Source organism: Natronoarchaeum sp. GCM10025703 (assembly GCF_042661985.1).
In the GTDB taxonomy this organism is placed as follows: Archaea; Halobacteriota; Halobacteria; order Halobacteriales; family Natronoarchaeaceae; genus Natranaeroarchaeum.
Window position 1 is genome coordinate 1,257,062 of sequence record NZ_JBHSZF010000001.1, and the last position, 23,352, is coordinate 1,280,413.

20 protein-coding genes and 4 pseudogenes are annotated in these 23,352 nt (G+C 63.1%); 16 read left to right on the forward strand and 8 right to left on the reverse strand.

Features of this window, described 5'->3' with window-relative positions; all coding sequences use genetic code 11:
- Window positions 1-65 precede the first annotated feature (65 nt).
- Window positions 66-1,127 (forward strand): phytoene/squalene synthase family protein, encoded by a 1,062-nt coding sequence (locus ACFQH2_RS07160; RefSeq protein ID WP_377052242.1) that lies wholly within the window; start codon window positions 66-68, stop codon window positions 1,125-1,127.
- 73 nt (window positions 1,128-1,200) lie between these two features.
- On the forward strand, window positions 1,201-1,662 hold the full coding sequence (locus ACFQH2_RS07165; RefSeq protein WP_377052244.1) for a hypothetical protein: 462 nt from the start codon (window positions 1,201-1,203) through the stop codon (window positions 1,660-1,662).
- Window positions 1,663-1,686: 24 nt separating this feature from the next.
- Here the strand turns inward: ACFQH2_RS07165 and ACFQH2_RS07170 are convergent, their stop codons facing one another.
- Both ACFQH2_RS07170 and ACFQH2_RS07175 read right to left on the reverse strand, forming a co-directional pair.
- The gene (locus ACFQH2_RS07170) at window positions 1,687-2,403 is read right to left on the reverse strand and encodes a ThuA domain-containing protein (protein WP_377052246.1); all 717 of its coding nucleotides are present in this window, start codon (window positions 2,401-2,403) and stop codon (window positions 1,687-1,689) included.
- Window positions 2,404-2,461: 58 nt separating this feature from the next.
- The gene (locus tag ACFQH2_RS07175; protein ID WP_377052248.1) at window positions 2,462-2,689 is read right to left on the reverse strand and encodes a ribbon-helix-helix domain-containing protein; all 228 of its coding nucleotides are present in this window, start codon (window positions 2,687-2,689) and stop codon (window positions 2,462-2,464) included.
- A 44-nt stretch (window positions 2,690-2,733) separates the two neighbouring features.
- On the opposite strand from ACFQH2_RS07175, the gene ACFQH2_RS07180 reads away from it, so the two are divergent.
- The 3 genes and pseudogenes from ACFQH2_RS07180 (at window position 2,734) to ACFQH2_RS07190 (ending at window position 4,612) form a co-directional block, all read left to right on the forward strand.
- Window positions 2,734-3,492 carry a DUF2391 domain-containing protein gene (locus tag ACFQH2_RS07180; RefSeq protein ID WP_377076596.1) on the forward strand — a complete coding sequence of 253 codons (759 nt, stop codon included), beginning with the start codon at window positions 2,734-2,736 and terminating at the stop codon, window positions 3,490-3,492.
- A 50-nt stretch (window positions 3,493-3,542) separates the two neighbouring features.
- Entirely contained in the window at window positions 3,543-3,809 is a 267-nt protein-coding gene (locus ACFQH2_RS07185) for a DUF5827 family protein (RefSeq protein ID WP_377052252.1), read from the forward strand.
- Window positions 3,810-3,812: 3 nt separating this feature from the next.
- Window positions 3,813-4,612, forward strand: a pseudogene (locus tag ACFQH2_RS07190) (ATPase).
- A 16-nt stretch (window positions 4,613-4,628) separates the two neighbouring features.
- On the opposite strand, the gene ACFQH2_RS07195 reads toward ACFQH2_RS07190, so the two are convergent.
- Genes ACFQH2_RS07195 through ACFQH2_RS07205 form a run of 3 tightly spaced genes read right to left on the reverse strand, consistent with a single transcriptional unit; the run spans window position 4,629 to window position 6,243 of the window.
- Complete coding sequence (locus ACFQH2_RS07195; RefSeq protein ID WP_377052256.1) at window positions 4,629-5,222, reverse strand: DJ-1/PfpI family protein; 594 nt, start codon at window positions 5,220-5,222, stop codon at window positions 4,629-4,631.
- 54 nt (window positions 5,223-5,276) lie between these two features.
- On the reverse strand, window positions 5,277-5,855 hold the full coding sequence (locus ACFQH2_RS07200) for an MBL fold metallo-hydrolase (protein ID WP_377052258.1): 579 nt from the start codon (window positions 5,853-5,855) through the stop codon (window positions 5,277-5,279).
- Window positions 5,856-5,904: 49 nt separating this feature from the next.
- Window positions 5,905-6,243 (reverse strand): cupin domain-containing protein, encoded by a 339-nt coding sequence (locus tag ACFQH2_RS07205; protein WP_377052260.1) that lies wholly within the window; start codon window positions 6,241-6,243, stop codon window positions 5,905-5,907.
- Window positions 6,244-6,322: 79 nt separating this feature from the next.
- Between ACFQH2_RS07205 and thyX the strand changes: the two genes are divergently transcribed.
- The 10 genes and pseudogenes from thyX (at window position 6,323) to ACFQH2_RS07255 (ending at window position 17,360) form a co-directional block, all read left to right on the forward strand.
- Window positions 6,323-7,066 carry an FAD-dependent thymidylate synthase gene (gene thyX, locus ACFQH2_RS07210; RefSeq protein ID WP_377052262.1) on the forward strand — a complete coding sequence of 248 codons (744 nt, stop codon included), beginning with the start codon at window positions 6,323-6,325 and terminating at the stop codon, window positions 7,064-7,066.
- An 86-nt stretch (window positions 7,067-7,152) separates the two neighbouring features.
- Entirely contained in the window at window positions 7,153-8,373 is a 1,221-nt protein-coding gene (locus tag ACFQH2_RS07215; protein ID WP_377076597.1) for a helix-turn-helix transcriptional regulator, read from the forward strand.
- A 222-nt stretch (window positions 8,374-8,595) separates the two neighbouring features.
- A pseudogene (locus tag ACFQH2_RS07220) lies at window positions 8,596-11,676 on the forward strand (MMPL family transporter); the annotation flags it as partial.
- A gap of 725 nt (window positions 11,677-12,401) precedes the next feature.
- The gene (locus ACFQH2_RS07225) at window positions 12,402-13,163 is read left to right on the forward strand and encodes a TrmB family transcriptional regulator (RefSeq protein WP_377052268.1); all 762 of its coding nucleotides are present in this window, start codon (window positions 12,402-12,404) and stop codon (window positions 13,161-13,163) included.
- 154 nt (window positions 13,164-13,317) lie between these two features.
- Entirely contained in the window at window positions 13,318-13,743 is a 426-nt protein-coding gene (locus ACFQH2_RS07230; protein WP_377052270.1) for a hypothetical protein, read from the forward strand.
- A 54-nt stretch (window positions 13,744-13,797) separates the two neighbouring features.
- On the forward strand, window positions 13,798-14,355 hold the full coding sequence (locus ACFQH2_RS07235) for a carboxymuconolactone decarboxylase family protein (RefSeq protein WP_377052272.1): 558 nt from the start codon (window positions 13,798-13,800) through the stop codon (window positions 14,353-14,355).
- A gap of 102 nt (window positions 14,356-14,457) precedes the next feature.
- On the forward strand, window positions 14,458-15,138 hold the full coding sequence (locus ACFQH2_RS07240) for a sulfite exporter TauE/SafE family protein (RefSeq protein ID WP_377076598.1): 681 nt from the start codon (window positions 14,458-14,460) through the stop codon (window positions 15,136-15,138).
- Between the two features lie 11 nt (window positions 15,139-15,149).
- The gene (locus ACFQH2_RS07245) at window positions 15,150-15,554 is read left to right on the forward strand and encodes a TSUP family transporter (protein ID WP_377076599.1); all 405 of its coding nucleotides are present in this window, start codon (window positions 15,150-15,152) and stop codon (window positions 15,552-15,554) included.
- Window positions 15,541-16,404: an SDR family oxidoreductase gene (locus ACFQH2_RS07250; protein WP_377052276.1), complete on the forward strand. Its 864-nt coding sequence runs from the start codon at window positions 15,541-15,543 to the stop codon at window positions 16,402-16,404. The genes ACFQH2_RS07245 and ACFQH2_RS07250 overlap by 14 nt, the downstream gene beginning before the upstream one ends.
- A pseudogene (locus ACFQH2_RS07255) lies at window positions 16,397-17,360 on the forward strand (patatin-like phospholipase family protein). The gene ACFQH2_RS07250 and the pseudogene ACFQH2_RS07255 overlap by 8 nt, the downstream one beginning before the upstream one ends.
- Before the next feature lie 4 nt (window positions 17,361-17,364).
- On the opposite strand, the gene ACFQH2_RS07260 reads toward ACFQH2_RS07255, so the two are convergent.
- The 3 genes and pseudogenes from ACFQH2_RS07260 to ACFQH2_RS07270 all read right to left on the reverse strand — a co-directional run bounded on the left by ACFQH2_RS07260 (window position 17,365) and on the right by ACFQH2_RS07270 (window position 21,558).
- Window positions 17,365-18,726, reverse strand: coding sequence for a dihydrolipoyl dehydrogenase (locus tag ACFQH2_RS07260; protein WP_377052280.1), 1,362 nt, complete (start codon window positions 18,724-18,726; stop codon window positions 17,365-17,367).
- A 154-nt stretch (window positions 18,727-18,880) separates the two neighbouring features.
- Window positions 18,881-20,401, reverse strand: coding sequence for an ATP-binding protein (locus ACFQH2_RS07265; RefSeq protein WP_377052282.1), 1,521 nt, complete (start codon window positions 20,399-20,401; stop codon window positions 18,881-18,883).
- A 90-nt stretch (window positions 20,402-20,491) separates the two neighbouring features.
- Window positions 20,492-21,558 (reverse strand): annotated as a pseudogene (locus ACFQH2_RS07270) (mRNA surveillance protein pelota).
- Window positions 21,559-21,669: 111 nt separating this feature from the next.
- Between ACFQH2_RS07270 and ACFQH2_RS07275 the strand changes: the two are divergent.
- A complete protein-coding gene (locus tag ACFQH2_RS07275; RefSeq protein WP_377052286.1) occupies window positions 21,670-23,352 on the forward strand; it encodes a histidine kinase N-terminal 7TM domain-containing protein in 1,683 nt (560 codons plus the stop codon).

The following is a 23,352-nucleotide window of genomic DNA, read 5'->3' on the forward strand; positions in this document are numbered from 1 at the left end:
TCTGAGTGTCAGGACAAATTCCTCAGACCTTTTTATCCCCGGAGTCTAAGGAAACTACTACGAGGATGAACGACACCCAAGAGGTGACGTTCGACGAGGACCTGGCTTGGTGTTTCGACGCCGTCTCGGACGTCTCGCGAACGTTTGCAATCACGATCGACGTGCTGGACGAGCCGATGGCTTCGCGGATCTGCGTCGGCTATCTCCTCTGCCGTGTTGCGGACACGGTCGAAGACGCCGGCCATATCCCGCCGACTATCCAGCAGGCCCTTCTCGAAGAGTACAACGACGCGATCGCTCGTGAGGCCGGCTCGGACGTGACGGTCCACGAGTTCAGCGAGGACATCGCCGAGTGGATCCCCGAGGAGCCTGGCGAGGACAAGGACGATTGGGGAGTCGTCGCCAACGCTCCCCGCATCGTCCGGACCTTCGAGAACCTGCCCGCCGAGGACAGGGAAGCTATCCGCGAACCGGTGCGCGAACTGGTCGGCGGGATGGCGACGTTCGTCGACCGTCACGCCGAAACCGGTGGACTCCGGATCGAAACGGCCGACGAACTGGAGGAGTACTGCTGGTACGCGGCCGGCACCGTCGGCGAACTGATTACGAACCTCATCACGCGAGGGACCGACCCCAGACAGACCGAGGTACTACAGAAGAACGCCCGCTCGTTCGCCCTCCTGCTCCAGTTGGTAAACGTCGCAAAAGACGTCACTGACGACTATCACGAGGAGAACAACGTCTATCTGCCCGCAAACTGGCTGCGAGAACAGGGCGTCGAGCAGGACGCCGTCTGCGAGGCGGATAACGTCCGCGAGGTGACGACTGTAATCGAGCGCGTCACCGACCAGGCCGCGGGCTATCTCGACGACGCGCTCCTCTATCTCGAAGCGCTCCCAGAGCATCGAGGTAACACGCTGGCCGCGTGGGCGATTCCGTACTTGCTCGCTGTGGGGACGATCCGCGAACTCCGCGAGCGACCAGAGGACGTGCTCAAACAGGGTGGCGTCAAAGTGCCGAAGCCGGAGGTACTGACCCTGATCGCGCAGTTCGACGGCGGCGTCGACAAATCGACGCTCGCCGAGTTGCGCCAGCAGATGGAGCGTCAACCCCTCCACCAGCACTGATCGCGACCCCAGCATCGAGTAGTCCGCCGCCGTCTGCGGGACGCTTATTCCCTCCACGCTCTTACCGCTCAGTATGAGTCTCGATGTCGACCCGCCGGACCCACCAGAACTGAGCGAACAGGTACCCGACAAGTACGACGACGACGATCACCTGGATGAAGACTCCGAGTACCGGCGGAACGACCTGGAGACGTTCTTGCACGAGGGGGCATGGACCGACGGCTTCGACGAGTGGGCCGAGCATACTGACCTCGACGAGGACGAATACGAGATTGCGGTCGAACTCGGTATGTTCGCCGCCTTCGACTTCTTCTGGGACGACTTCGCGGATCGGGTCGGCTACAACGCGCCGGGTATCCCCGAGGACTGGCGGGAAAAAGAGTACCACCCCGACCTCGACTCGTGGGGGACCGTGTCGGGCATCAACGCCGCGATGACCGAGTTCGGTCAGACCATCTCCGAGGTGCTCAAAAACGACTACATCGACTGGGAGGCCGAGTACGACGCGCCCGACGACCTGCCGGATTTCGACTGAGTTCGCCGCGTCGGACCGCCCGCGCTACTCGATCCGCTCGGCAGGATCGGCGTTGCCGAAGTACGGTTCGGGCCCCTCCGTCGGTGCCGCCCAGTCGACGGCGTTGACGAGCACTTGTCGGATCCCCTCCTGGAAGTAGATCGGATACTCCTCGTGGCCGGGCCGAAAATAGAAGATCCGGCCGCTGCCACGGCGATAGCAGGCACCGCTCCGGAACACTTCGCCGCCCTCGAACCAGCTAACGAACACCAGCGCGTCTGGCTGTGGAACGTCGAAGCGCTCGCCGTACATCTCCGCCTCGGGGACGACGATGGACTCGTCGAGTCCCGCAGTGATCGGGTGTCCTGACTCGACCGTCCAGAGGCGCTCGGTCTCACCGACCTCGCGCCACTTGAGCGAACAGCTCGTTCCCATCAGTCGCTTGAACGGCTTGGAGTAGTGTGCGGAGTGTAGCGGGAGAAAGCCCATGCCCTCGCGCACGCGCTCGACGACGCGGTCGACCACTTCCTCAGCAACTTCGTCGTGGGCGATGTGGCCCCACCACAGCAAAACGTCGGTGTCCTCGAGGACGTCCTGCGTGAGTCCGTGGTCGTCTTCGTCCAGCGTGGCGGTGCGGACGTCGTGTCCCTCGTCTTCGAGCAGTTCGGCCAGCACGGCGTGGATGCCGTTCGGGTAAAGCTCTGCGACCGCTTCGCTCTCCTGTTCGTGGCGGTACTCGTTCCAAACTGTGACGCTGACCATACCTGCTGGTCTACCTCGCGCGTAAAATCATCCTCGCTTCGCCGCGACAGCGAACGGTCTAGAAGACGTACTCGTCGTCGTGGCCCATCATCCCGTCGTCTTCTAGTGCGTCGTCGTATCCTTGCTGCTCGTCATCGTCAGACGGACCGCTGGTCTTGTACGCTTTGAGGCCTGCTGATAGCAGGTCTTCGATTGCCTCTTCACGGTTCACGAACTCGCCTTGCTCGACCATCTGCGTGATCTGCATATCCAGATGATCTGGCACGTTGATCTCGACTTTAGGCATCAGACAGTGAGGCTTTGCCGGAGGCATATATAAGTTTGACGGGGATGGTCCGTGATCGCCCGCCGCTCACCGTCAAATATGCACAACGCTTTACACGATTCCTGACCGTCATGCGGTATGAGCGATCCAGGATCGGGAGGGGAGCCCCGTCGGAGCACGCCGGAGACGGTCCGGAAGAGCCATCCCGTCCTGATGGCGGCACACCCGACCAAGAGAAACTGCCACAGAGCGCGAACGTCGCCGACCTGATGGACGAACTCCGACTGCTCGAAGAGACGGTAGACGATCCAGCCGAACGCGAGCACGTCCAGCGGACCATCCAACTCGCACACCGGGTTCCGGGCGGGAAGACGTTTGGTAAACAGATCGACAAGTACACCGGCCGTGACGTCGCCGAGACCTTCGTCGGGAGCATCCTGATCTCGTTGCCCATGCTGGTCGAGGACGGCGTCTTCGCTATCGGTGACCACTTCGTCGCGGAGCCAGCCTTCTTCGTCGCCAATGCGGCCTTTGTCGTCGTGATGACGATCGGCCTGCTCTACTGGGCCGATATTCAGGAGGTAAAACGGGCGAACCCGATCCTCGGCATCGTCCCGCGACGGCTAGCCGGAGTCCTCTCGATTGCCTTTTTCACCGCGGCGTTCACGATGACACTGTGGGGCCGCGTCGACTGGTCAGTCCCGTGGGTGGCGCTCTGTCACGTCAGCGTCGTCTGGGCGGCCGCCGCGTTCGGCGGCGCGCTCGGCGATATCCTCCCCGGCGAGAGCAAGGGGAGCGATCTCACGCTCTCCCGCGACCGCTAGGTCGGCATCGAATCGCGCCATTTACCCACTCGACACGTCTACCGACAGCTATGCCCGTACCGAAATCCGAGTTCGACGAACTGTTTCCCTGTGACTTCAGCACCCCCGAGGACCTGCTCGAATCGGGGCAGATGTACACCGTCTACGAGATAGCGCGATTGCTCCAGCAACTCGATCCCGACGCCGAGATCGAGGCCGAGACCGAGGACGTCCTGCTCGACTGGGCGATTCCGTGGGTGATGGTCCACGCCGAGGATCTGGTGATCGCGGAACCGCGCGCGGAGGACGAACCGGGCTACTACGGCCTCAAGGAGTAGCGTATGCGGCTGCTCGTCGCCGGTAGCGATCGGGTCGACGCCGGGAAGACGACGTTCTCGACCGGACTTCTCGACTGGATCGACGGCACCGGCTTCAAACCTCGTGCGGGCAACGACTACTGGTTCGACCAGGACGACGTCCGGCAGGCCATCGGAGACGGTCGACTGTACGGCAAGGACGCGAAACGGCTCGCGGCGGCCAGCGCGGACGACGTGTCGCCGGAAGAGATCAATCCGATTCACCGCCTGTGGCGTCCCTCGCCCGGCCCGGACGGCGGGCTGATCGGTGCCGCTCACCGACGGTTCGTCCTCGACCGGGTCGCAGGGGCGTTCGTACGGAACGGGGCCGCGGACGTGCCTCACGCGGTTCGTGAGCGGCTCCCGCTCGCGGATGCGCCGACCGTCGAGACGGTCGACGAACTGAACGACGTGACGCGCAAGCGCCATCTCCCGGCCCTCGACGCCGTCGCGACGCGGATCGAGCGTCACGACCGCGCGGTGGTCGAATCCTACGGCGACATCGCGCGGCCCCTCCAGGGGTTTACGGCGGACGCCGTCGCGGTCGTCGAACCCGCTCGTGCGCGCATCTACGACGGTGACCGCTACGCGACCGCCTGCGAGGCGGCCCGCGGAAGCGCCCGCGAGGGGACGCTCGAACAGTGCGTCGAGGACGTCATCGCACAGATCGACCCGGTCGCAAGCGTCGGGCTACCAGCGCTCGGTGGCGAAAAAGGGGCGAACCGGGTGCGGTCGCAGATGCCTACTCGCACGCCTACGACGAACTGCTCGCCGTCGCCGAGTGACGTTTTAGCTGTTCTCTCAGTCGTCCGCGGCCATCGGCTCCTCGTGGTCGATTTCGGTGCCGAGCACGTCCAGGAACGCCTCGATCCAGCCGGGATGGTCGGGCCACGCCTGGGCCGTCACGAGGTTCTCGTCGACTGCGACGCCCTCGGCCCACTCGCCGCCCGCGTCACGGACGTCCGCTTCGAGCGCCGGATACGCCGTGCAGGTCCGCCCCTCGACGACGTCCGCGGCCGTGAGGATCTGGGCGGCGTGACAGATGGCCGCGATCGGTTTGTTCGCCTCGTCGAACGACTGGACGGCGTCGATCACCTGCTCGAAGTTCCGCAGATACTCCGGCGCGCGCCCGCCGGGAAGCACCAGTCCGTCGTACGCCTCGACGTCGACGTCCGCGAACGTCGCCGTCAACTGGAAGTCGTGGCCGCGCGACTCCATATACGTCTGGTCGCCACGGAAGTCGTGGACGGCCGTCTTGACCGTCTCGCCGTCCTCTTTCTCGGGACAGACCGCGTCGACCTCGTGGCCGACCGCCTGTAGCGCCTGAAACGGTACCATAATCTCGTAGTCCTCGCCGAAATCGCCGACGATCATCAGCAGTGATTTGCCAGTCATTGTCGCTCCCAGGAGTTGGCTACGACAGCAACTGTCAAAGAGCTACGCCCGGCGTTACTGCTGCCGAGCCATCTTCGCGGACAGTTCGATGTGCGAGTACGGTTCGTTCGTGATGCTGGGGCCGTGGCCGACGTACAGTTCCGCGAGCGAGTCGTCGACGCGGTCGAGCACCCGGTCGATGCTGTCGACCAGTAGCCCCCGGTCGCCCTCTGGGAGATCCGTCCGACCGAAGCTCCCGTTCTGGAAGACGAGGTCGCCCGCGAACAGCCTCTCCCTGCCTGCCGCGTAGAAACAGAGATGATCGTCCTTGTGACCGGGCGTGTGCAGTGCGACGTACTCGTCGTCACCGATCTGGACGCGCGCCTCGTCTTCGATTTCGACATCGACGCCGAACTCGTCCGGATCGTACCCCCACGCCTCGACGTCGAACGCGTCCTTGACTGCGGGGAGGTTGTCGACGTGGTCCTGATGGGTGTGAGTCAGGACGACGGCGTCGAGGGCGTCGACGCGGTCCCGAACCGCGGCGACTGCGTCGAAGTTCGCGCCCGTATCGACGAGCACTGTTCGGTCGCCGGAGACGAGAAACGCGTTGCTCGTGAACGCCTGTACGCCTTTCGCGATGTTGGTCACCATGCCGGGCAGCTATGCGTGGCCCGCGTTTGGGCCTGTCGGCTGGGTGGTCCTACTCCGGCGCGCTCATCAGCACTAGCCGTGCTCTCTCGTCGCTTGTGTTGTGGACCTGGCGGGTCTGGTCGGCCGGGAGCCGGATTGCCTCGTCCGCGCCGAGGCGTTCGGTGTCCCCGTCGAGTTCGATTTCGACCGTGCCGTCGACCACGACGTATACCTCCTCTATTTCGTCCTCGATGTGATCGTGCTTCATGCCGCTCGCGCCCGGTTCGAGTTCGAGCACGGAGACGCCGAGCGACTCCGTATCGAGTGGCTCCTTGAGAAACCACAGGCCGCCCTGTTCGTCGCCGAGCACCGATTCGACGTCGTCCGGTGATGCGGTCTGATACGACATATGGAATACTGCTCACGAGAAGCCTTCAAATCCGTGGGAGAACAGCAGCGTTATCTTTCTGCCTCCCAGCCACGTGTGTATGGAAGTCCAACTGCTCGAAGCTACGGAGAACCCGGAGGAGGTCATCTGTACCGGCGCGCGCAACGACTACATGTCGGGATTCGTCGGCGACCAGTCGTTCGAGGAGATCATGGAATCAGTCGGCGGTGACTCGATGGAAGACAAAAAGGAGACGCTGATCGGCCACCTGCTTGACCACGGCCACTTCGGCCCGTTCGAGCACCCCCAGGCGACCTTCGTGATCAAGGGACTCAGCCGCTCGTGTATGGCCCAGATCACCCGTCACCGGCACGTCTCCTTCGACGTCCAGTCCATGCGCTATGTCGCCTTCGACGAGGTCGATCCGGCGGACGTGGAGGACGGCGAGATGGTCGTCACGCCGCCCTCTGCGAGCGATCCCGACTGGGTCGGCCGGAACCAGACGGAGGGACAGGTCGACGAGGAGACCGTCGAGCAACGCGAGGAGATATTCCAGCGCTCGGTTCGTCAGTCCGTCGAGGACTATCAGGAACTGCTCGATCTGGGAATGCCCCCGGAGGACGCCCGCTTTGTCCTACCGATCGGGACCGAGGTGAACATGGTGATGTCGCTGAACGCCCGGATGCTGATGCACGTGGCTGACATGCGTGCTGCGGCAGACAGCCAATGGGAGGTCCGCGGCATGACCGAGGACATCCTCGACCTCGCGGAGGAGTGGTGCCCGATCACCTTCGAGCACTACAACGAGCAGATGAAAAACCGGAAGAACCGTCTGGCTCCCTGAGGCTACTCCCGCCCGTAGTGACGCCTTACCATACGCTGGTATCGGTCGCAAGGTCTTTTGTATGGCCCGCGTTCTTCTTATACAGTATGAACCGATCGCTGGGCATCGGGCTTTTGTTGACGATCCTGGTTGGGGCCGCTCTTCTCATGGCCCTCTCTGGGGCCGCGGCGACGCCGACGGACGGGCACGACGGTCCGCTCGCCGTGTCACCCGAATACGGCAGTGATCTCGCCGCACAGTCAGATGGCGATCTCTCACTCGCACAGTCCGGCGAAGTCGATGTCGAGCGCTTCAAGATAACGGTTCACGAGAACGGCACGGCAAAGTGGACGTTTCAGTCCGATCGCTATCTCGAAGATCAGGCGGAGCGCGATCAGTTCGAGGCGTTCGCCAAGGAGTTCAACTCGAACCGCGAGCATCAACTGTTCGTTGACTTTCAGAACCAGGGACAGACCCTCGTAGCAAACGCTGACGGCGAACTCGACCGGGAGATGAACGCCCGGGACTTCGAGCGCGAAGCCACCATCGAGAGCGATTCCCAGGGTAACGATATCGGCGTCGTCAGGATGTCGTTTTACTGGGACGGCTTCGCCAGGCAACAGGACGACCGCGTCGTCGTCGGCGACATCTACGAGGGCGGCCACTACATCGGCGAGAGCCAGTGGATCGTGTTCGAGGCTGGCGAAGGGCTCTCGTTCACCGAGTACGATCCCGAGAACGCCCAACTCTCCGGGGAGAACCTGACCGACAGCGAGACGCTGACCTGGCAGGGCGAAGAGACGTTCACCGACAACCGCCCCCGGGTCGTCCTCCAGCCTGCTGATGCAGTGCAGGACGATACGACTGCTGACGGCGACGTGAACGGGACGACGAATGGCGAGGACGATCCGCTGATGTTGCTGACGGGCATCGTCGTCCTTGTCGTCGGAATCGGAACTATCGTCGCCTGGCGACGGGACGGGAGCGTGCTCGACAGACTCCCGTCGTCCGAGGCCGAGACGGCGACGCCTGCATCACCGCCCGAGGAGTCGGCCGCGGCCGAGCAGAGCAGCGAAACGACAGTCCCCGACGAGGAACTCCTGACCGACGAGGTCCGCGTGGTGACCCTGCTCGAAGAGAACGGCGGCCGAATGAAACAGGTCAACATCGTCGAGGAGACTGGCTGGTCGAAATCGAAGGTGAGTATGCTGCTGTCCGACATGGAAGACGAGGGCGAGATTTCAGAGCTACGTGTGGGCCGCGAGAACATCATCAGCCTCGATGGCCACGAACCGGAAGCCGCGGGGTCGCCGTTCGAGGACGAGTAACCGGTCCCGACCGGGTAGTCTGCGTCCCGTGTTTTCCTTGTTGTCACCGGCTCACCAGTCAGTTGTAACGCGATTACCGGACGGTTTTGGAACGGCGGAGTCATGCTCCGATACCGACACGGTTATATCTAAAACGTTGTTAGTAGTCGAATAACAACAGGACTGTTGTATGGATCCTACTAACAGCATATTTTACGACAACGATCGAAGCGAGGTGTCGCTGTGAGTCTTCCCGAACGACTCGCATCGCTCGTAACGACCTACAGCAAAACCGCTATCGCGGTGATGCTGGTGATAACACTGGTTCTTGGAAGCGGCGCGGCGATGGTCGAACAGTCATCGTCGCTCGACCAGTTCGAGAGCGAGAACGAAGAGGTCGACGCACAGGAGTACGTCGACAACAACTTCGTCCCGCCGGGCGAGGAGAACATCACACGAGTACAGGTAATCGTTCGTGGAGACGACGTCCTCACGAGAGAGTCCGTCCTGTCGACGCTCCAGTATCAACAGACGATACAGGACGATCCGGAGATCACTGATACTCTGGCCGAAGACAACGCCATCACCGGCGTCTCGAACCTGATCGCCATCACGTCGATTCAGACCGAGCGGGCCGCCGAACTGGAAGCCCGCGGCGCGCAGCAGAAGAGGACACTGCGGCCCTCGAAGGCCGTGCCGGTGAACTCGAAGCGGCACTGAACGAGACCCGTGCACTGCAGACCGAACTCGACGAAGTCGAACGCCAGTTCGAGAACGGCGAGATAGATCAGGCGACCTACGAGTCCGAACAGCAGCGGATCGAATCCGAAATCGGTACCGTCGTCGACGACGCTACCGCGGATCTGGATGACGAAGAGACGGCGACGTTCGAGGATGCGGTCGCCCAGCTTCGGGGGCTCGTGAGCGATCGAAACGACCTCGTCGCCGCACAGGAGCAGGGTGCCGACAACGAGGCGGAGATCGAGCAGATCGACGAATCGATCGGCGAGGTCTACGAACTCGGTACTGTTGGCGTCTTCGAAGCGGAGTTCGACGAACTCGAAGAGCGCGGTGAGCAACTCGAAGCCGATCAGCAGGCGCTACAGGACGGCACGACGCCCTCGCTCGACGAGCAGATCGAGCACGTAGAGGGAATGGACGACGAGGAGTTCGAGAACGTCACGACGACGGTGCTCGATCCGGAGGAGGGTCAGGACTTCGCCTTCCAACTGATGCCGACCGGCTACGAACCGGGCAGTAGCTCCTCGGACGCGCGGATGATGCTCGTCCGACAGGACGTCGCCCAGGCCGGCAACTTCGAGACTGGTGACGTCTCCGACACGCTGATCGACAGCCAACTCGCGATGCAGTCGGTCGGCGACGAGCAGATAACCGAAGACGAAGTGATCGTCTTCGGCTTTGGCGCGATCAGCGAGGAGATCGACCGATCGATGGGTGAGTCACTGGCAATCGTTGGGCCGCTCGCCTTGCTCTTCGTCGTCGTCGCGCAGCAGTCGCCTACCGCGACCTGGTCGACATTCTACTGGGTACTATGGGAATCATCGCGGTGCTGATCTGGACCTTCGGGTTCATGGGCTGGGCCGGTATCCAGTTCAACCAGATCTTCATCGCCGTTCCCGTCTTACTGATCGGGCTCTCGATCGACTACGCGATACACATCTTCATGCGCCATCGGGAGCAACGGGAAGCCGGTGGTTACACCGGCCGTGGCGGGATCCGAGAGGCGATGACCGTCGGCCTAACCGGGGTCGGCGTCGCGCTCGTGTGGGTAACCGCCACCACCGTGTTCGGGTTCCTCTCGAACCTCGTCAGCCCTGTCGCGCCGATCCAGGAGTTCGGTATCGTCAGCAGCGTCGGCATCATCTCCGCGCTGCTGATCTTCGGCGTGCTGATGCCCGCCCTGAAAATCGAGATCGACGAGATACTCGAGGGCTGGGGCTTCGACCGCAAAAAGACGGCATTCGGAACCGGCGGCGGGCGCTTCAGCGACCTGCTCTCGACGGGATCCGTTCTCGCACGGAAGGCACCCTATGTCGTCATCGCCCTCGCGCTGGTCATCAGCGTTGGTGGTGCTGTCGGCGGATCGCAGGTCAGCACTGCTTCGACGACGAGGACTTCCTCGCCGACGACCCGCCGGACTGGATGAAAGATCTCCCCGACGTGATCGCCCCCGGCGACTACACTGCCAAGGACAACTTCGAGTACGTCAACGCGAACTTCATCCGGCAGGACACGCAGGCGAACGTGTTGGTCAGGGGTGGTGCGACCGACGCGGAGACGTTAGAGCGGATCGATGCCGCGGAAGCGGAGGCGGCGGAGACTGACTCTGCCGTGACCCTCTCGACGGGTGGGGCCGACACGCGGAGTCCGATCGGAACGATGCAGGCGGTCGCCGACCGGAACGAGTCGTTCAACGAGACGTTCACCGCAGCGGATACGGATGGCGACGGCGTTCCGGACCAGAACATCGAGGAGGTGTACGACGAACTGTACGAGGTCGCGCCGAGCGAGGCGGCCAACGTCGTCTACCAGACGGATGACGGCGAGTACGAAGCACTCCTGCTCTCCGTCTCGATTCGCGGTGACGCCGCAACGGGCGACGTGACGAGCGAGATGCGGACGGTTGCGGACGGCATCGACGACGCGGGACAGAGCGAGTCCCGAACTGCAATCGCCACCGGTGGCCCAGTGGTCAACGAAGTCGTCCAGGGTCAGCTATTCGACACCGTCATCCAGAGCCTGCTGGTGACGCTCGTCACAGTGTTCGGCTTCCTGGCCGTGATCTACCGGATCCAACACGGGAGCGCGGTTCTGGGCCTCGTGACGCTCGTCCCGGTTGCGCTCTCGGTGAGCTGGATCCTCGGGACGATGTATCTGCTCGGGATGCCGTTTAACGTGCTGACGGGGATGATTACGAGCCTCACTGTCGGGCTTGGCGTCGCCTACAGCATCCACATCAGCGAGCGGTACATTCTGGAACTCGACAGACACGAAAGCGCCTGGGATGCGATGGACGTCGCGGTCACCGGTACGGGCGGCGCGCTGCTCGGCAGCGCGGCGACCACCGTCGGCGGCTTCGGCGTGCTCGGCTTTGCCATCCTACCGGTGCTCCAGCAGTTCGGCATCATCACCGGGATGACGATCATCTACGCGTTCCTCGGGAGCGTGATCGTCCTCCCCTCGCTACTGGTGCTGTGGACACGTCACTTCGGCCCCGGTGAGAAGCTAGAGATCGAGCCGTCGGACGACCGCGACGACGACGCTGCAGCGGCGGCGGCTGATCCCGAACCCGGTGAGTCACCGGCTGGAGCCGCGAGCGAGGCGTCTTCGGCGCCCGCCGTCGACGAGGCTGACGCACAGGCGACCCGAACGGTGTCGAGAGAGGAGCTTTCGGCTGGCGAGGAGTTCGAGGCCACTGTGGCCGTCGAAGCCTCCGAGGGCCGGGTCGTCCTGGCCGAGGAGGCACCGGGCGAAGGTGGCCACGTGACGGCTCTTAGCCCGGAACCGACCGAGTGCGAACAGATCGGCCGGACGCTCTACGTGCTCTGGGAGACCGTCACGCCGGTCGATCTCCGAATGAGCTACGTCGCGACGGTGCCCGAGGACGTCCCGGGCGGTGAGACGATCGAGTTCGACGGAACGCTCACCACGGCTGACGACGACCACCCTGTCGAGGGTGCAGAGACTATCCCCGTCACGACGCCCGAGTCGGAGCGACTAGACGCGGTGGACGCCCCCGACGAGAACGTGCTCAGCGAGGCTGGCGTCAGCGCGAGAGAGGGCCGGATCGCCCAGTCGGTGCTCGAAGACGTCTATCACCGCTGGGTCTCGACGGCCGAGAGCCAGTCCGCCGCCAACTCAGCCGCGGAGGCTGACGAGAGTCAAATCGCCGAAGACTCGGCCGCAGAAGCCGCCGGTAGCCAGTCGAGCGACGACACGGCCACCGTCTCGGACCCGGCATCCCATACGGCCGATACCGACGGCGGCACGACCGAGGAGTTCCCCGAAGACTGGGAAGGTGCGGATAAATGAACGAGTCCGACGCTATCGAGTCGCTCGAACGACTCGGGCTGACGAGCTACGAGGCGAAAGTGTTCATCGCCCTCCAGAAACTCGGCGGCGGCACCGCACGTGACGTCCATCAGATAACGGATGTCCCACGCTCGCAGGTGTATAGCGTCGCCGACGCGCTGGCCGACCGCGGTCTGGTCGAGGTCCAGCAGTCCAACCCGATCCAGTACCGGCCTGTCGGGATCGAAGAGGCACAAGAGACGCTCCGCTCGCGGTTCGAGCGGGAGCAAAAACAGGCGTTCGACTACGTCGAGCAGGTTCAGTCCCAGCACGACGATGGCCAGGAGGAAAAGGAGGCGATCTGGACGCTTCGCGGCCGTGAACGGATCCATGCCCGGGCCCAGGAGGTTCTCGATGGCGCGAACTCCCGGATCGTGTTCGGTGCCGGCGAGCGAGCGCTGTTGCCCGACGAGATCGAGCAGACACTGCGGGACAGGGCTAAAGAGGGTATCTCGGTCATGGTGATCAGCGAGTCCCCGGAGATCCGGGGTATCTTCGCTGAGTACGCGGAAATCGACGTCGTCGAGCCAGCGATGCCGTACGACGAGGACAATCCTGCCGGTCGTATCGTGCTCGCCGACGGCAACGCGCTCCTCCTGAGCGTGACCGACGACGAGACGTTCGACGACTCCGGCGAGGAGACCGCTATCTGGAGCGTCGATACCAACTTCGCGGCGATGCTCTCACAGATCATCGAGTTGAATCTCGGTATCCAGTAAGCGCCGCCCTGCGAAGTCACGCGACTGCGGCCCGTTTTCTCCGCGAGAACGGAGCATCCAGAACCAGATACATCTTAAAACCAACTGCGGCAGTGTATGGAAACTGCATCATCGGAGTTGTTTAAATTAGGCGGGCAGCGTCTGTCCGATCACGATGGCTTCACTCATCGCTGGACTGATCGGCGGCCTCGTAGCAACGATCGTAATGACTGTGCTGATGTCGACACTGGGCGACGGTGGTCCGCCACCGACGGCCGGTCTCGTCGCGAAGATCGCTGGAGGCGACCCCGAGGAGTACGCAATGCCCGGAATGGCGTTACACCTCCTGTACGGGATCGGCGCGGGTATCGTATTCGCTTTCGGCGTCCCGTTCGTCGGGCTTAGCTTCGATTCGCTGGCCGTCGCCGCTGGTCTGGGCCTGCTCTACGGCATCGTCCTGATGATCGGCGGGATGATGTTCTGGATGCGTACGGTTTTGGGAATGGCTCCCGACACGAACATGATGATCACCTTTGGGGTCGTCCATCTCGTGTACGGGGTCGTTCTCGGTGCCTTCCTCGGGGCTGGCATCCTTGCGTAGAACAGATCGGGACCGGACGAACCCGCAGTGACCATCCTCAAACAGAGGTGAACCATGTCACGACTACCACTACTCGACAGAGACGAGATCCCGGAGGAGTATCACCACCTGTTCACCGACGAGTATCTGGGGGACCGCCATATCTTCCGCGTCTGGGCGCACAACCCGGAGGTGCTCGAAGCGACGCTCGAGTATCTGAACACGCTGTACGAGCAGATCGGAGACCGGCGAAAAGAACTCGTTATCCTCACCGTCGCGAAGGCACGCGGTGCCCGCTACGAGTGGCACCAACACGTCGATATCGCTCGCGACAGGGGCGTGACGATAGTGGAGATGCAGGCGATCGGTGGCGGCGACTTCTCGCCGTTCGACGACGCCGAGTTCGTCCTGTTACAGTACGCCCGTGCAGTCGAATCCGGTCGGGTCACCGACACGATTCACGACGCCCTGGCCCGCGAGTACTCGCCCTCGGAAATCGTCGCAGTTGGCCTGCTGATCGACTTCTACGTCGGCCTGTGTAACTACGTCGCCTCCGCAGACCTCTCGTTCGAGGGCGGCGAGTTCGTTGGCTGGACGCCCGACGAGGAGCGGGTAACGGAGCTATTCGGATGATCATCGGGCCAGGAGACGCCACCCGGGGATGGCCGATGGCGACGGAGTACAGTCGAGTCCGGGCGGGATCCGCCGTGTGTCAGACACGCCAAGCCGAGACCGATGACTGAACGTCGATCCGTACTGTTCGGCGCGGCGGTCAGCGTCCTCGGAGTCCTTGCTCTCGTCGCGTTACACGGATCCGGCGGCCCCAGCGCGTTCGATGGCGTTTTCGGAACGACCATCGTGCCCTCCGGCTTTCCGGTCGAGCAGTTCCTCGATCACTGGTGGGTGTTTCCGGCCTCGGTCGTCTTTTCGCTGGTCGCGCTCTCCTCGGGCGTTTCGGGGGCGCTCTTCTTCAGCCCGTTTTTCATTCTGGGCGTCGGACTCGCTCCCGCGCAGGCCATCGGTGCCGGCCTCCTGACCGAGGTGTTCGGGATGGGGAACGGTCTGCTCAACTACGTTCGGCAGGGCGTCGTCGATTACGCGACCGCAAAGTGGCTGCTTCTGGGCGCAGTTCCTGCGACTGTCGTCGGCGCGTTCGCCGCTCACGTCGTCCCGACAGTACTGTTGACTATCGCTTTCGGCGTCGGACTGCTCGTACTCGGCGGGTTTCTCGTCTACTACGATCCACCGGAGAAGTGTGTCCCCGGGGAGCGTGAAGGATCGTTCCTCGAAGAGAAAAACGACGATCGGGGCGAAACGGTGATCGAAACCGCCGACGGCGAGGTGTTCCGATACGACACCTGTTGGCGACCGCCGGGAATCGGGCTATCGACCCTGGGGGGTTCATCACCGGCCTGATCAGCGCCGGCTTGCCCGAGATCACGACGACACAGTTGATCGTTCGCTGTCGGCTACCGCCCCGCGTCGCCATCGCGACCAGCGTCTTCGTACTCGGCGTCGCGGCGATTGCCGGTGCGGTCGTGCACGCCCTCTCGGCGACGCCAGTCTGGTACGTGGTCGCGTGGTCGATTCCGGGCGTGCTCGTTGGCGGGACTATCGGGACGAGAGTCTCGAAGTACGTTCCGAGCGAAGTGATGGAGCCAGTACTCGGTGTTGTCTTCGCCGTCGTGGGCGTGGTGGTGCTGGCAACCGAGTTCGTGGCCTGCGGTGATCTCGGAGCCGTATCAAACGCCTCGTGTGTCAACTCAGTGCACGCCCGACCTACGATTATACGTAGGGGCAGTGTATTGGTCATAGTCCATGGCAAACAGTGACTTCGACCTCACGGAACCGGAACTGACAGCTGATGACCTGCTCGTTCTCGAAGACGACCATTTCACGGGCGACACCGTCGCTATCGTAACGGGTGCCGCGTCGGGAATCGGACAGGCAACGGCGGTCACGCTGGCGGCGAACGACCTCACCGTCGTCGGGGCCGACATCGACGAGTCGGGACTGAAGGAGACGGCCGATATTGCGGCCAAGGTCGATGTAGGCGGCGAGATAGTCCCAGTCGAAACGGATCTCACTGACGAGACCGAGGTCGAGGCGATGGTGGAGACGGCGGCCGATCACGGCGATCTCCGATACGTCGCCAACATCGCGGGGATGCAACATATCGCCTCGATCCCGGAGTTCTCGATGGAGCAGTACGACCTCCTGCTCGATATCATGCTCCGGGCACCGTTTTTCGTCTCGAAACTCGCCATGCCACACATCCGGGCGAACGCGGACGGCGTGGGTGCGATCGGCAACATGTCCTCGGTTCACGGCCACTACGCGACCCAGGACAAAGCGGCGTACATCACGGCCAAACACGGCCTGCAGGGGCTCACGAGATCGATCGCAGCCGAAGGCGAGGGGACTCTCCGCGGCTTTTCGGTCTCGGTGGGCTACGTGCTGACGCCGCTGATGGTCGATCAGATCGAGGACACTGCGGCCGAGCGCGGCATCTCCGAACGAGAAGTCGTCGAGGACGTGATGCTCGGACAGGCCCGGACCAAGGAGATGATGACTCCTGCAGAGGTAGCGAACCTCTTCGTCTTTGGCTTTTCGCGACACGGAAACCATCTGAACGGCGGCGATATGCTCTGGGACGGCGGGTATACGACGACCTATGAGTGAGACGGAGCCGACAAAAATCGCTATTGCCTGTCAGGGCGGGGGAGCCACACCGCGTTTACTGCCGGTGTGCTCAAGGAACTGCTCGCGAACTGGGAGGACGGCTATGAACTCGTCGGGATCAGCGGCACCTCCGGCGGCGCGTTCAACGCCCTCGCGACGTGGTACGGCATGGTGACGGCGGACGAGGACCGGGCGATCGAACTCCTCGACGCTATCTGGGATGACCTGTCGGCGTCGGACTCCTCGGATCGGTGGCTGAACGGCCTCGTCGTCGGCTTCTCGCGCCTCCGGAGTCTGGGGGTTCCGGTGGTCGAGGCTGCCCCTACGACATCCCCGGTTCGGAACTGGGCAAAGACGAGATCCGGGGGACTCTCGAACGCCACATCGACTTCGATTCGGTGCCCGACCTCTGCGGGCGTGACTCGCCCGAACTCGTCGTCGGAACCGTCAACGTCAACGAAGGTATCTTCGAGACGTTCACCAACGAGGACGTGACCCCGGAAGCGGTGCTGGCTTCCGCCGCCGTTCCGGACCTCTTCGAGGCCGTCGAAATACACGATCATTATCACTGGGACGGCCTGTTCTCGCAGAACCCGCCGATCGACGACCTCCTGAGCCTCGACGTGGACCGAAAGCCGGACGAACTGTGGGTCATCCAGATCAACCCGCAGGAACGCGATGGCGAGCCACAGACGCTCGAAGAGATCGCCGACCGACGGAACGAACTCTCGGGCAACATCTCGCTGAACCAGGAGCTACGAGCCGTCGAACGCGTCAACGAGTGGATCGAAGCGGGGCATCTCCCAGAGAGTAACTTCTCGAAGGTCGATGTTCACCGCATCTCGATGGGGAAGGCGTACCACTGCTCGACGAAGGTCGACCGAACCCCGTCGTTCATTCAGGAGTTGATGGACCTCGGCAAGCAACGGGCCATGGAGTTTCGCCAGTCGAAATAGCAGGTCAGGCCGACACGTCCCGGAACGCGGCCTCGACGACCTTGCTCAGCGTCGGATGCGCGTGAATCGTGTTTGCGATGTCCTCGACCGTCGCGCCGGTTCGCATCGCAACGACGGCCTCGTGGAGTAGTGAGGACGCCTCGTAGCCCAGCGCGTGACTGCCAAGGATATCGCCGTCCGGCGATGCGAGCACTTTCAGGAAGCCGTCGTCGAGTTTCTTGGCCCGGCCCATCGCCGAGTCGGCGTACTCGGCCCGTCCGACGACGTACTCGACGTCCTCGGATTCGAGTTCGTCTTCGGTCGCCCCAACGCCAGCGATCTGTGGCTCAGTGAAGATGGTGTGGGGCATCGCCGAGAGATCGATCGGCTGTTTCTCCTCGTGGACGACGTTCGCCACCGTGTGATGCGTCTCGTAATCGCCCGAGTGTTTGAACATCGAGTTGTCAGCGACGTCACCCTGCGCCCAGACGTTCTCGGCTGTCGTCGCCATGTGTTCGTCGACCCGGATGAACCCGTTGTCGTCGGTTTCGATCCCCGTCTGGTCGAGACCGATAGAGTCGCTGTTCGGTCGCCGGCCGAGCGCGACCAGCACCTCGTCGCTCTCGACAGTTAGCTCTGCCGCGTCTTCGGTCTCCGCGTGAACGGCATACCGACCGTCGACGTCCTCGACGGCCGTCACGCGGTGACCGGTGTGGACTTCGTGACGCTCGGCCGCGATATCGGTGAACGTCTCGGCGATCTCGCTGTCCTCGCGCGGGAGCAGCGAGTCCATCATCTCGATGATCGTTACGTCGGTGCCCATCGACTCGAAGAAGTAGCCCAGTTCGACTGCGATGTATCCCCCGCCGAGTACCACCAGACTCTCCGGGGTCTCCCGGAGGTAGAGCGCGTCCTGGCTGGTGAGGTAGTCGATGTCGTCGAGGCCATCGATCGGTGGAACGATCGGACGGCTTCCCGCCGCGACGACGACTTTCTCGCCCGTAACCTCCTCGCCATCCAGTTGGATCGTCCGGTCGTCGACAAACTCGGTGTACTCGTCGAACATCGTCAGGTTCTCTTTTTCCCGGTATCGGTCCGCCATGTCCTCGGCGAGGCCGCCCAGCAGGTCGTCCATCTCGTCGACGACGGCCGCGTGGTCGACATCCTGGAGTGACGCGTCGACGTGGAACTTCCCGGCGTCTCTGACGTCGTTGACCGCGTTTGCGGCCTGAATGAGCATCTTCGAGGGGTTACAGCCGCGGTTGAGACAGGTCCCGCCGAGCGGTCCCGGTTCGACGAGCGCCGTCTGCAGTCCGGCCTCCGCCGCGGCCGCAGCCACGTTGTTGCCTGTCCCCCCGCCGATTACGATGACGTCGAACTCTGCCATATGCCATCCACGACGACGGAGAATAAATACGGTCCGTGGCCGTGCGACTGGGATGCACAGCGGACGGCCCTATCGGTTCAGTCAGCCGGGTAGTCAGCGGTCACGGCGCTCCGTTCCAGAGGGGATCGAGACATCCAATTTGCGAGTGAACGTTTCAGACCGACGACCGCCCCACTCGCTGGAACAGGACGTACGCGAGGCCCAGCGTGACGCCCCAGACAAGATGGCCCACAAAGCCGATGACGGTGAGGTTCGGGACCGTTGCCTCGATGCCGACGAGACGAAGCCAGAGCGGCATGGCGACCCCGGCGGCGACAAGCCAGAGGATGATCCCCCACCCAGCGCCAAGGGCCGTCGCTGTCACCGTCTTGCTCGGCGAATCACGCCCCGCAAGCCGCGAACAACCGACCGCAAACAGGAGCGCGAAGACGACGCTGTGGAACAGGTGTGTGACCCAGCCGATGACCGGTATCTCGACGCCGTACAGCGCGCCGATCACCGGGAAGAGGCCGGTTGCGACCGAGTAGACGATGCCCATCGCGCCCCCGGCGACGATACCGGCGGCACCCGCCCGGTAGAGGTTCGGAAACGTCACGCCGAGCGCGGCCGCCAGTCCCCGGTCGGCCTCGTCGCGTGGAAGCCGAACCGTGATCGTAGTCGCCTCGCTATCCGCGACGGATATCCGACCGCCGTACCGGTCGACGAGTAGCCTGACGACCTGCAGGCCGAACCCGGCCGTCGGATCGTCGTACTCCGGGAACACGCCGTCTTCGAGGAGCGCCCGCTGTGTGGCCGGTAGCTCCGGGCCATCGTTCCGTACCGCGATACAGAGTTCGGGGCCTTCGATGTCGACGTCGACGCCGACCGAGGATCCCGTCCCGTGGTCGTGGGCGTTCTTGAGGAGTTCCCGGAAGATGAGGTGGAGTCCCTCGCCGGCGACCGCCATGTCGTCGGCGTGACAGTCGAACTCGACTCTCGACGATCGGTCGTGCTCGAACGTCTCGATCTCGCGTTCCAGAACGGTCGTGACGTCGATCCGTCCGGGCTTTGATCCGGTCGCATCCTGAGCGATCGTCCCGATTTCGTCGACGGTGTCCTCGATCCTGCCGACCGATTCCCGGATCGCCGCCGTTGCCTCGGACCCTCCTTCGTCCGAGCGCATCCCTGCGTAACCGTCGATGATCGTCGCGGCGTTGATCACCTCGTGTCTGAGGAGTCGATTGACGAACAGCGCACGATTCGACTGCCGGTCGATTGCCCGGCGCTGCTGTCGGTTCTCGGCGACGCGATGGCCGATCAGCATGCCACCGACGGCACCGCCCAACAGTACGTTGCCGACCAGGATCCGTGAGTCAGCAAAAAAGCGGAGTCCTCCGGTTCGGAGCAGTTCGTCGACGGCGGTCAGTCCGAACACGAACAGCATCGTCCCGGTCCCGGCGAAACTCCAGCGCATCACGGTGTTGACGTAGCCAGTCGAGAACGTACCGACGGCCAGCGTGACACCGTAGACGGCCATGCCCAGTCCGATCAGTAACGGAAGCAGGCCGACGACGAGAAACATCGTCGCCGTATCGGTCTGGACGGTTTCGGCGACGAACAGTCGGGTGATCGTGAATCCGAGCACTGCAATAGCGAGTCCGCCGTACTGGATCCATTCCTCACCCGGAACGTTCATTCTCTCGTAACGTATCCGGGCAATTCGCAATAAACCCCCTGTTGCTGTGTGTCGGCTACGGCAAGGCGGTCAGGGGATTCTCGCTGTCGCTCACTCCAGACGGTACCGAAGGAGCGCGGCAATGCCGCCCAGATTCGATAGCTGCTGGCCGGGGTCGAACTCCCCGGAGAAGACCACTACGTCGCCGCCTTGCTGTTCGACCTGCGTGATCACCTCGTCGGCGTCGATATCCCACTCGCCCTCGCCACTGCGTTCGGTTCTGAGTCGGTTGTCGAGGATCAGCAGTGTCTCGACTGCGCCGAACTCCGTCGCCTCCGCGACGTTCTCGGGGCCGTAGGAGGCCTTCGCACCGCTCGCAATCCGCTTGGTCAGTTCGTCGATGAGTTCGGCCTCCTCGGCGATGCGGGTCTCCGCCTGGACGTCCTCGACGGCACCGCGTTTGAGCACCTCGTGGACGCCCCGGTCGCCGACACCGCTCGTGTCGACCATCGTGATCTGGTCGGTGATTTCGGGCGCTTCCTCCTCGATGTACGAGAGGGCGTCTTTCTTCGTGAACCCCGGCCCGGCGAGGATGATGGCGTCGACGTCAAGCCGGGAGAGCGCGTCGGTCAGTTCGGCGAACAGTTCCTCGCGCGACCGCGAGAACTCGCCCTTGCCGGTCGTTCCGGTGAAACGGGCGTACTCCTCGGTGCCGTACTGCTCGACGGTGTGGATGTGCGCTTGCCCTTCCTCGACGGTCGCGATGGCTACATCCGGGTTTTCGGTCGCCTCGACCGCTTCCTGTAGCCGTTCTTCCTGATCGGGCTTGAATCGCTTCTCGACGGTGATTTCGTCGCGCTCTTCGACGTTGAGCGTGTGATGCAGACCGAGTTGGTCCTCCCGGGAACAGTCCTCGATGGTCCCAGCCACGCGAAGCCGGTTGGAGAACTTGTGGAACTCGACCTCCTCGACGCGGATAGTGACGTACATGTGCTCGCGCTCGCCGCCGGTGTCACGCATCTGATCGTCGTTGCGCTGGATCCGACGCGTCGTGTCGCCGCCGACGAGGTCGCCCGGCTCCAGCACGTACTGGAGATGCCAGAGGTCGTCGAGGCTCTCGGGGACGAGCGTCATCCGCTCGCGGCCCCCTCGACCCGATGGCGATCCTGAATTCTCATACCCGAACGTGGGCGTTCCGACGATAAGTGAACTGTTATTCGTGACTGCAGAATCGCCACAATCGGCACACTAAACTATCATCGAACTAACGATAGCACAGATCCTCGGCAATGCAGGAATTAGTCGCCGTTCCGGCCTGGGTATGGATCCTCGTCATCGTGGTGCTCTCAGCCTTTGCGCTGGCCGCGTACACGTTCCGGAATCGGACGATTCCTGGTGCCCTCTATCTCACAGCGATGAACGTCCTTGTCGGGGTGTACTCGACGACGTACGTTCTCACGGCGACAATGGTCCGCTCGCCCGATGTACTCATACTATTCGAACATCTTCAACTCGCGCTCGGGACGCTCTCTGTCGCGGCCTGGTTCCTGTTCGTCCTCACGTACACCGGTCGGGAAGAGTTGCTGGCTCGTCGCGGCCGCGTCGCAGTCGCAGTACTGCTCGCGTTGTTAGTCCTCGTCGACATCACTGGGCCGTACCATGGCCTCGTCTACTCGGAGGTACTCGTCGACCTGTCCGGCGAGGTCCCGGTCGTCACGACGGAATCGAACGCCGTCGGCGTCTTCCAACTGCTCGCACTGTTCTCGCTCTCGCCGATCGGACTCGTCTTCCTCCACCGGTCGCTTTCGGAGTACGATCAACTGTTCTCCGAGCAGGCGCTCGCGCTGTTGCTGGGATCGGTCTCGCCGTACGTGGTCGCCGGGATCGACGTATTACAGCTCGAACCGTATCCTGCGATGCCCCTGTTGCCACTCGGGTTCGGCTGTATGAGCATCGCTGTGACGTACGCGGCGGCCAGACACCACCTGTTCGAGTTCGTCCCGGCGACCCGCCGGATCGGCGAGGACAGAGCGCTTCAACAACTCGACGAGGGTGTCGTTATCGTCTCTACGAACGGCACGGTGTTACAGACCAACGAAAGCGCGTGCCAGCTACTGAACTGCAACCGGCCAAACTGTCTCGGCGAACCGCTGGAGTGTGTCCACGATACGGGAGCCGACGGCCCGACTGACGTGCCGGCGATCATCGAACTTCGCGGGCGGACGCTCCGGACGAGCAAGTCGTCGGTGGAGGGACCGACCGGCGACGTGATGGGGTACGCCATCGTCTACCGAGACGTCTCCCGGAAACAGCGGCGCGAACAGCGGATTACGGTGCTGAACCGCCTCCTCCGGCACAACCTCAGAAACGAGCTTTCGGTCGTGGAGGGCCACGTCAGTCAGCTAGTCGACGTCGAGGACCGGGAGCACCGCCGAGAGCAGATCGACGAGATAGAGTCGCTGGTGGAGGGGATCGTCGACCTCAGCCGGAAAGCCCACTCGGTCGAGCGCCATCTGAAGACGGACGACTGTGCAGTCGAGCGGCTATCCGTCGATGACCTTGTCGAACGGCTCGGCGAGCGAGTCGATCGGCGATACCCGTCGGCCACGATAGTGACGACGATAGAGTCCGAGGCCACGATAGCCACGTACCGCGAACAACTGGAAGTCGCGCTGGAAAACCTCCTCGAGAACGCAATCGAGCACAACGACTCGGCGAAGCCACACGTCGAGATCGCGGTCAGGACCGACGAGGATGTCGAGTTCGTCGTCTCCGACGACGGTCCCGGAATCCCCGACTACGAGATCGAAGCGCTCGAAACCGATGGCGAATCCCAACTCTATCACGGAAGCGGGCTTGGCCTCTGGCTCGTTCGCTGGCTGGTCGCCGTCCTCGGCGGCGAACTCGACTTCGACGTGAGCGAGGCTGGGACGACAGTCTGCGTCCGGATTCCGACCCACCCAAACCAGTGA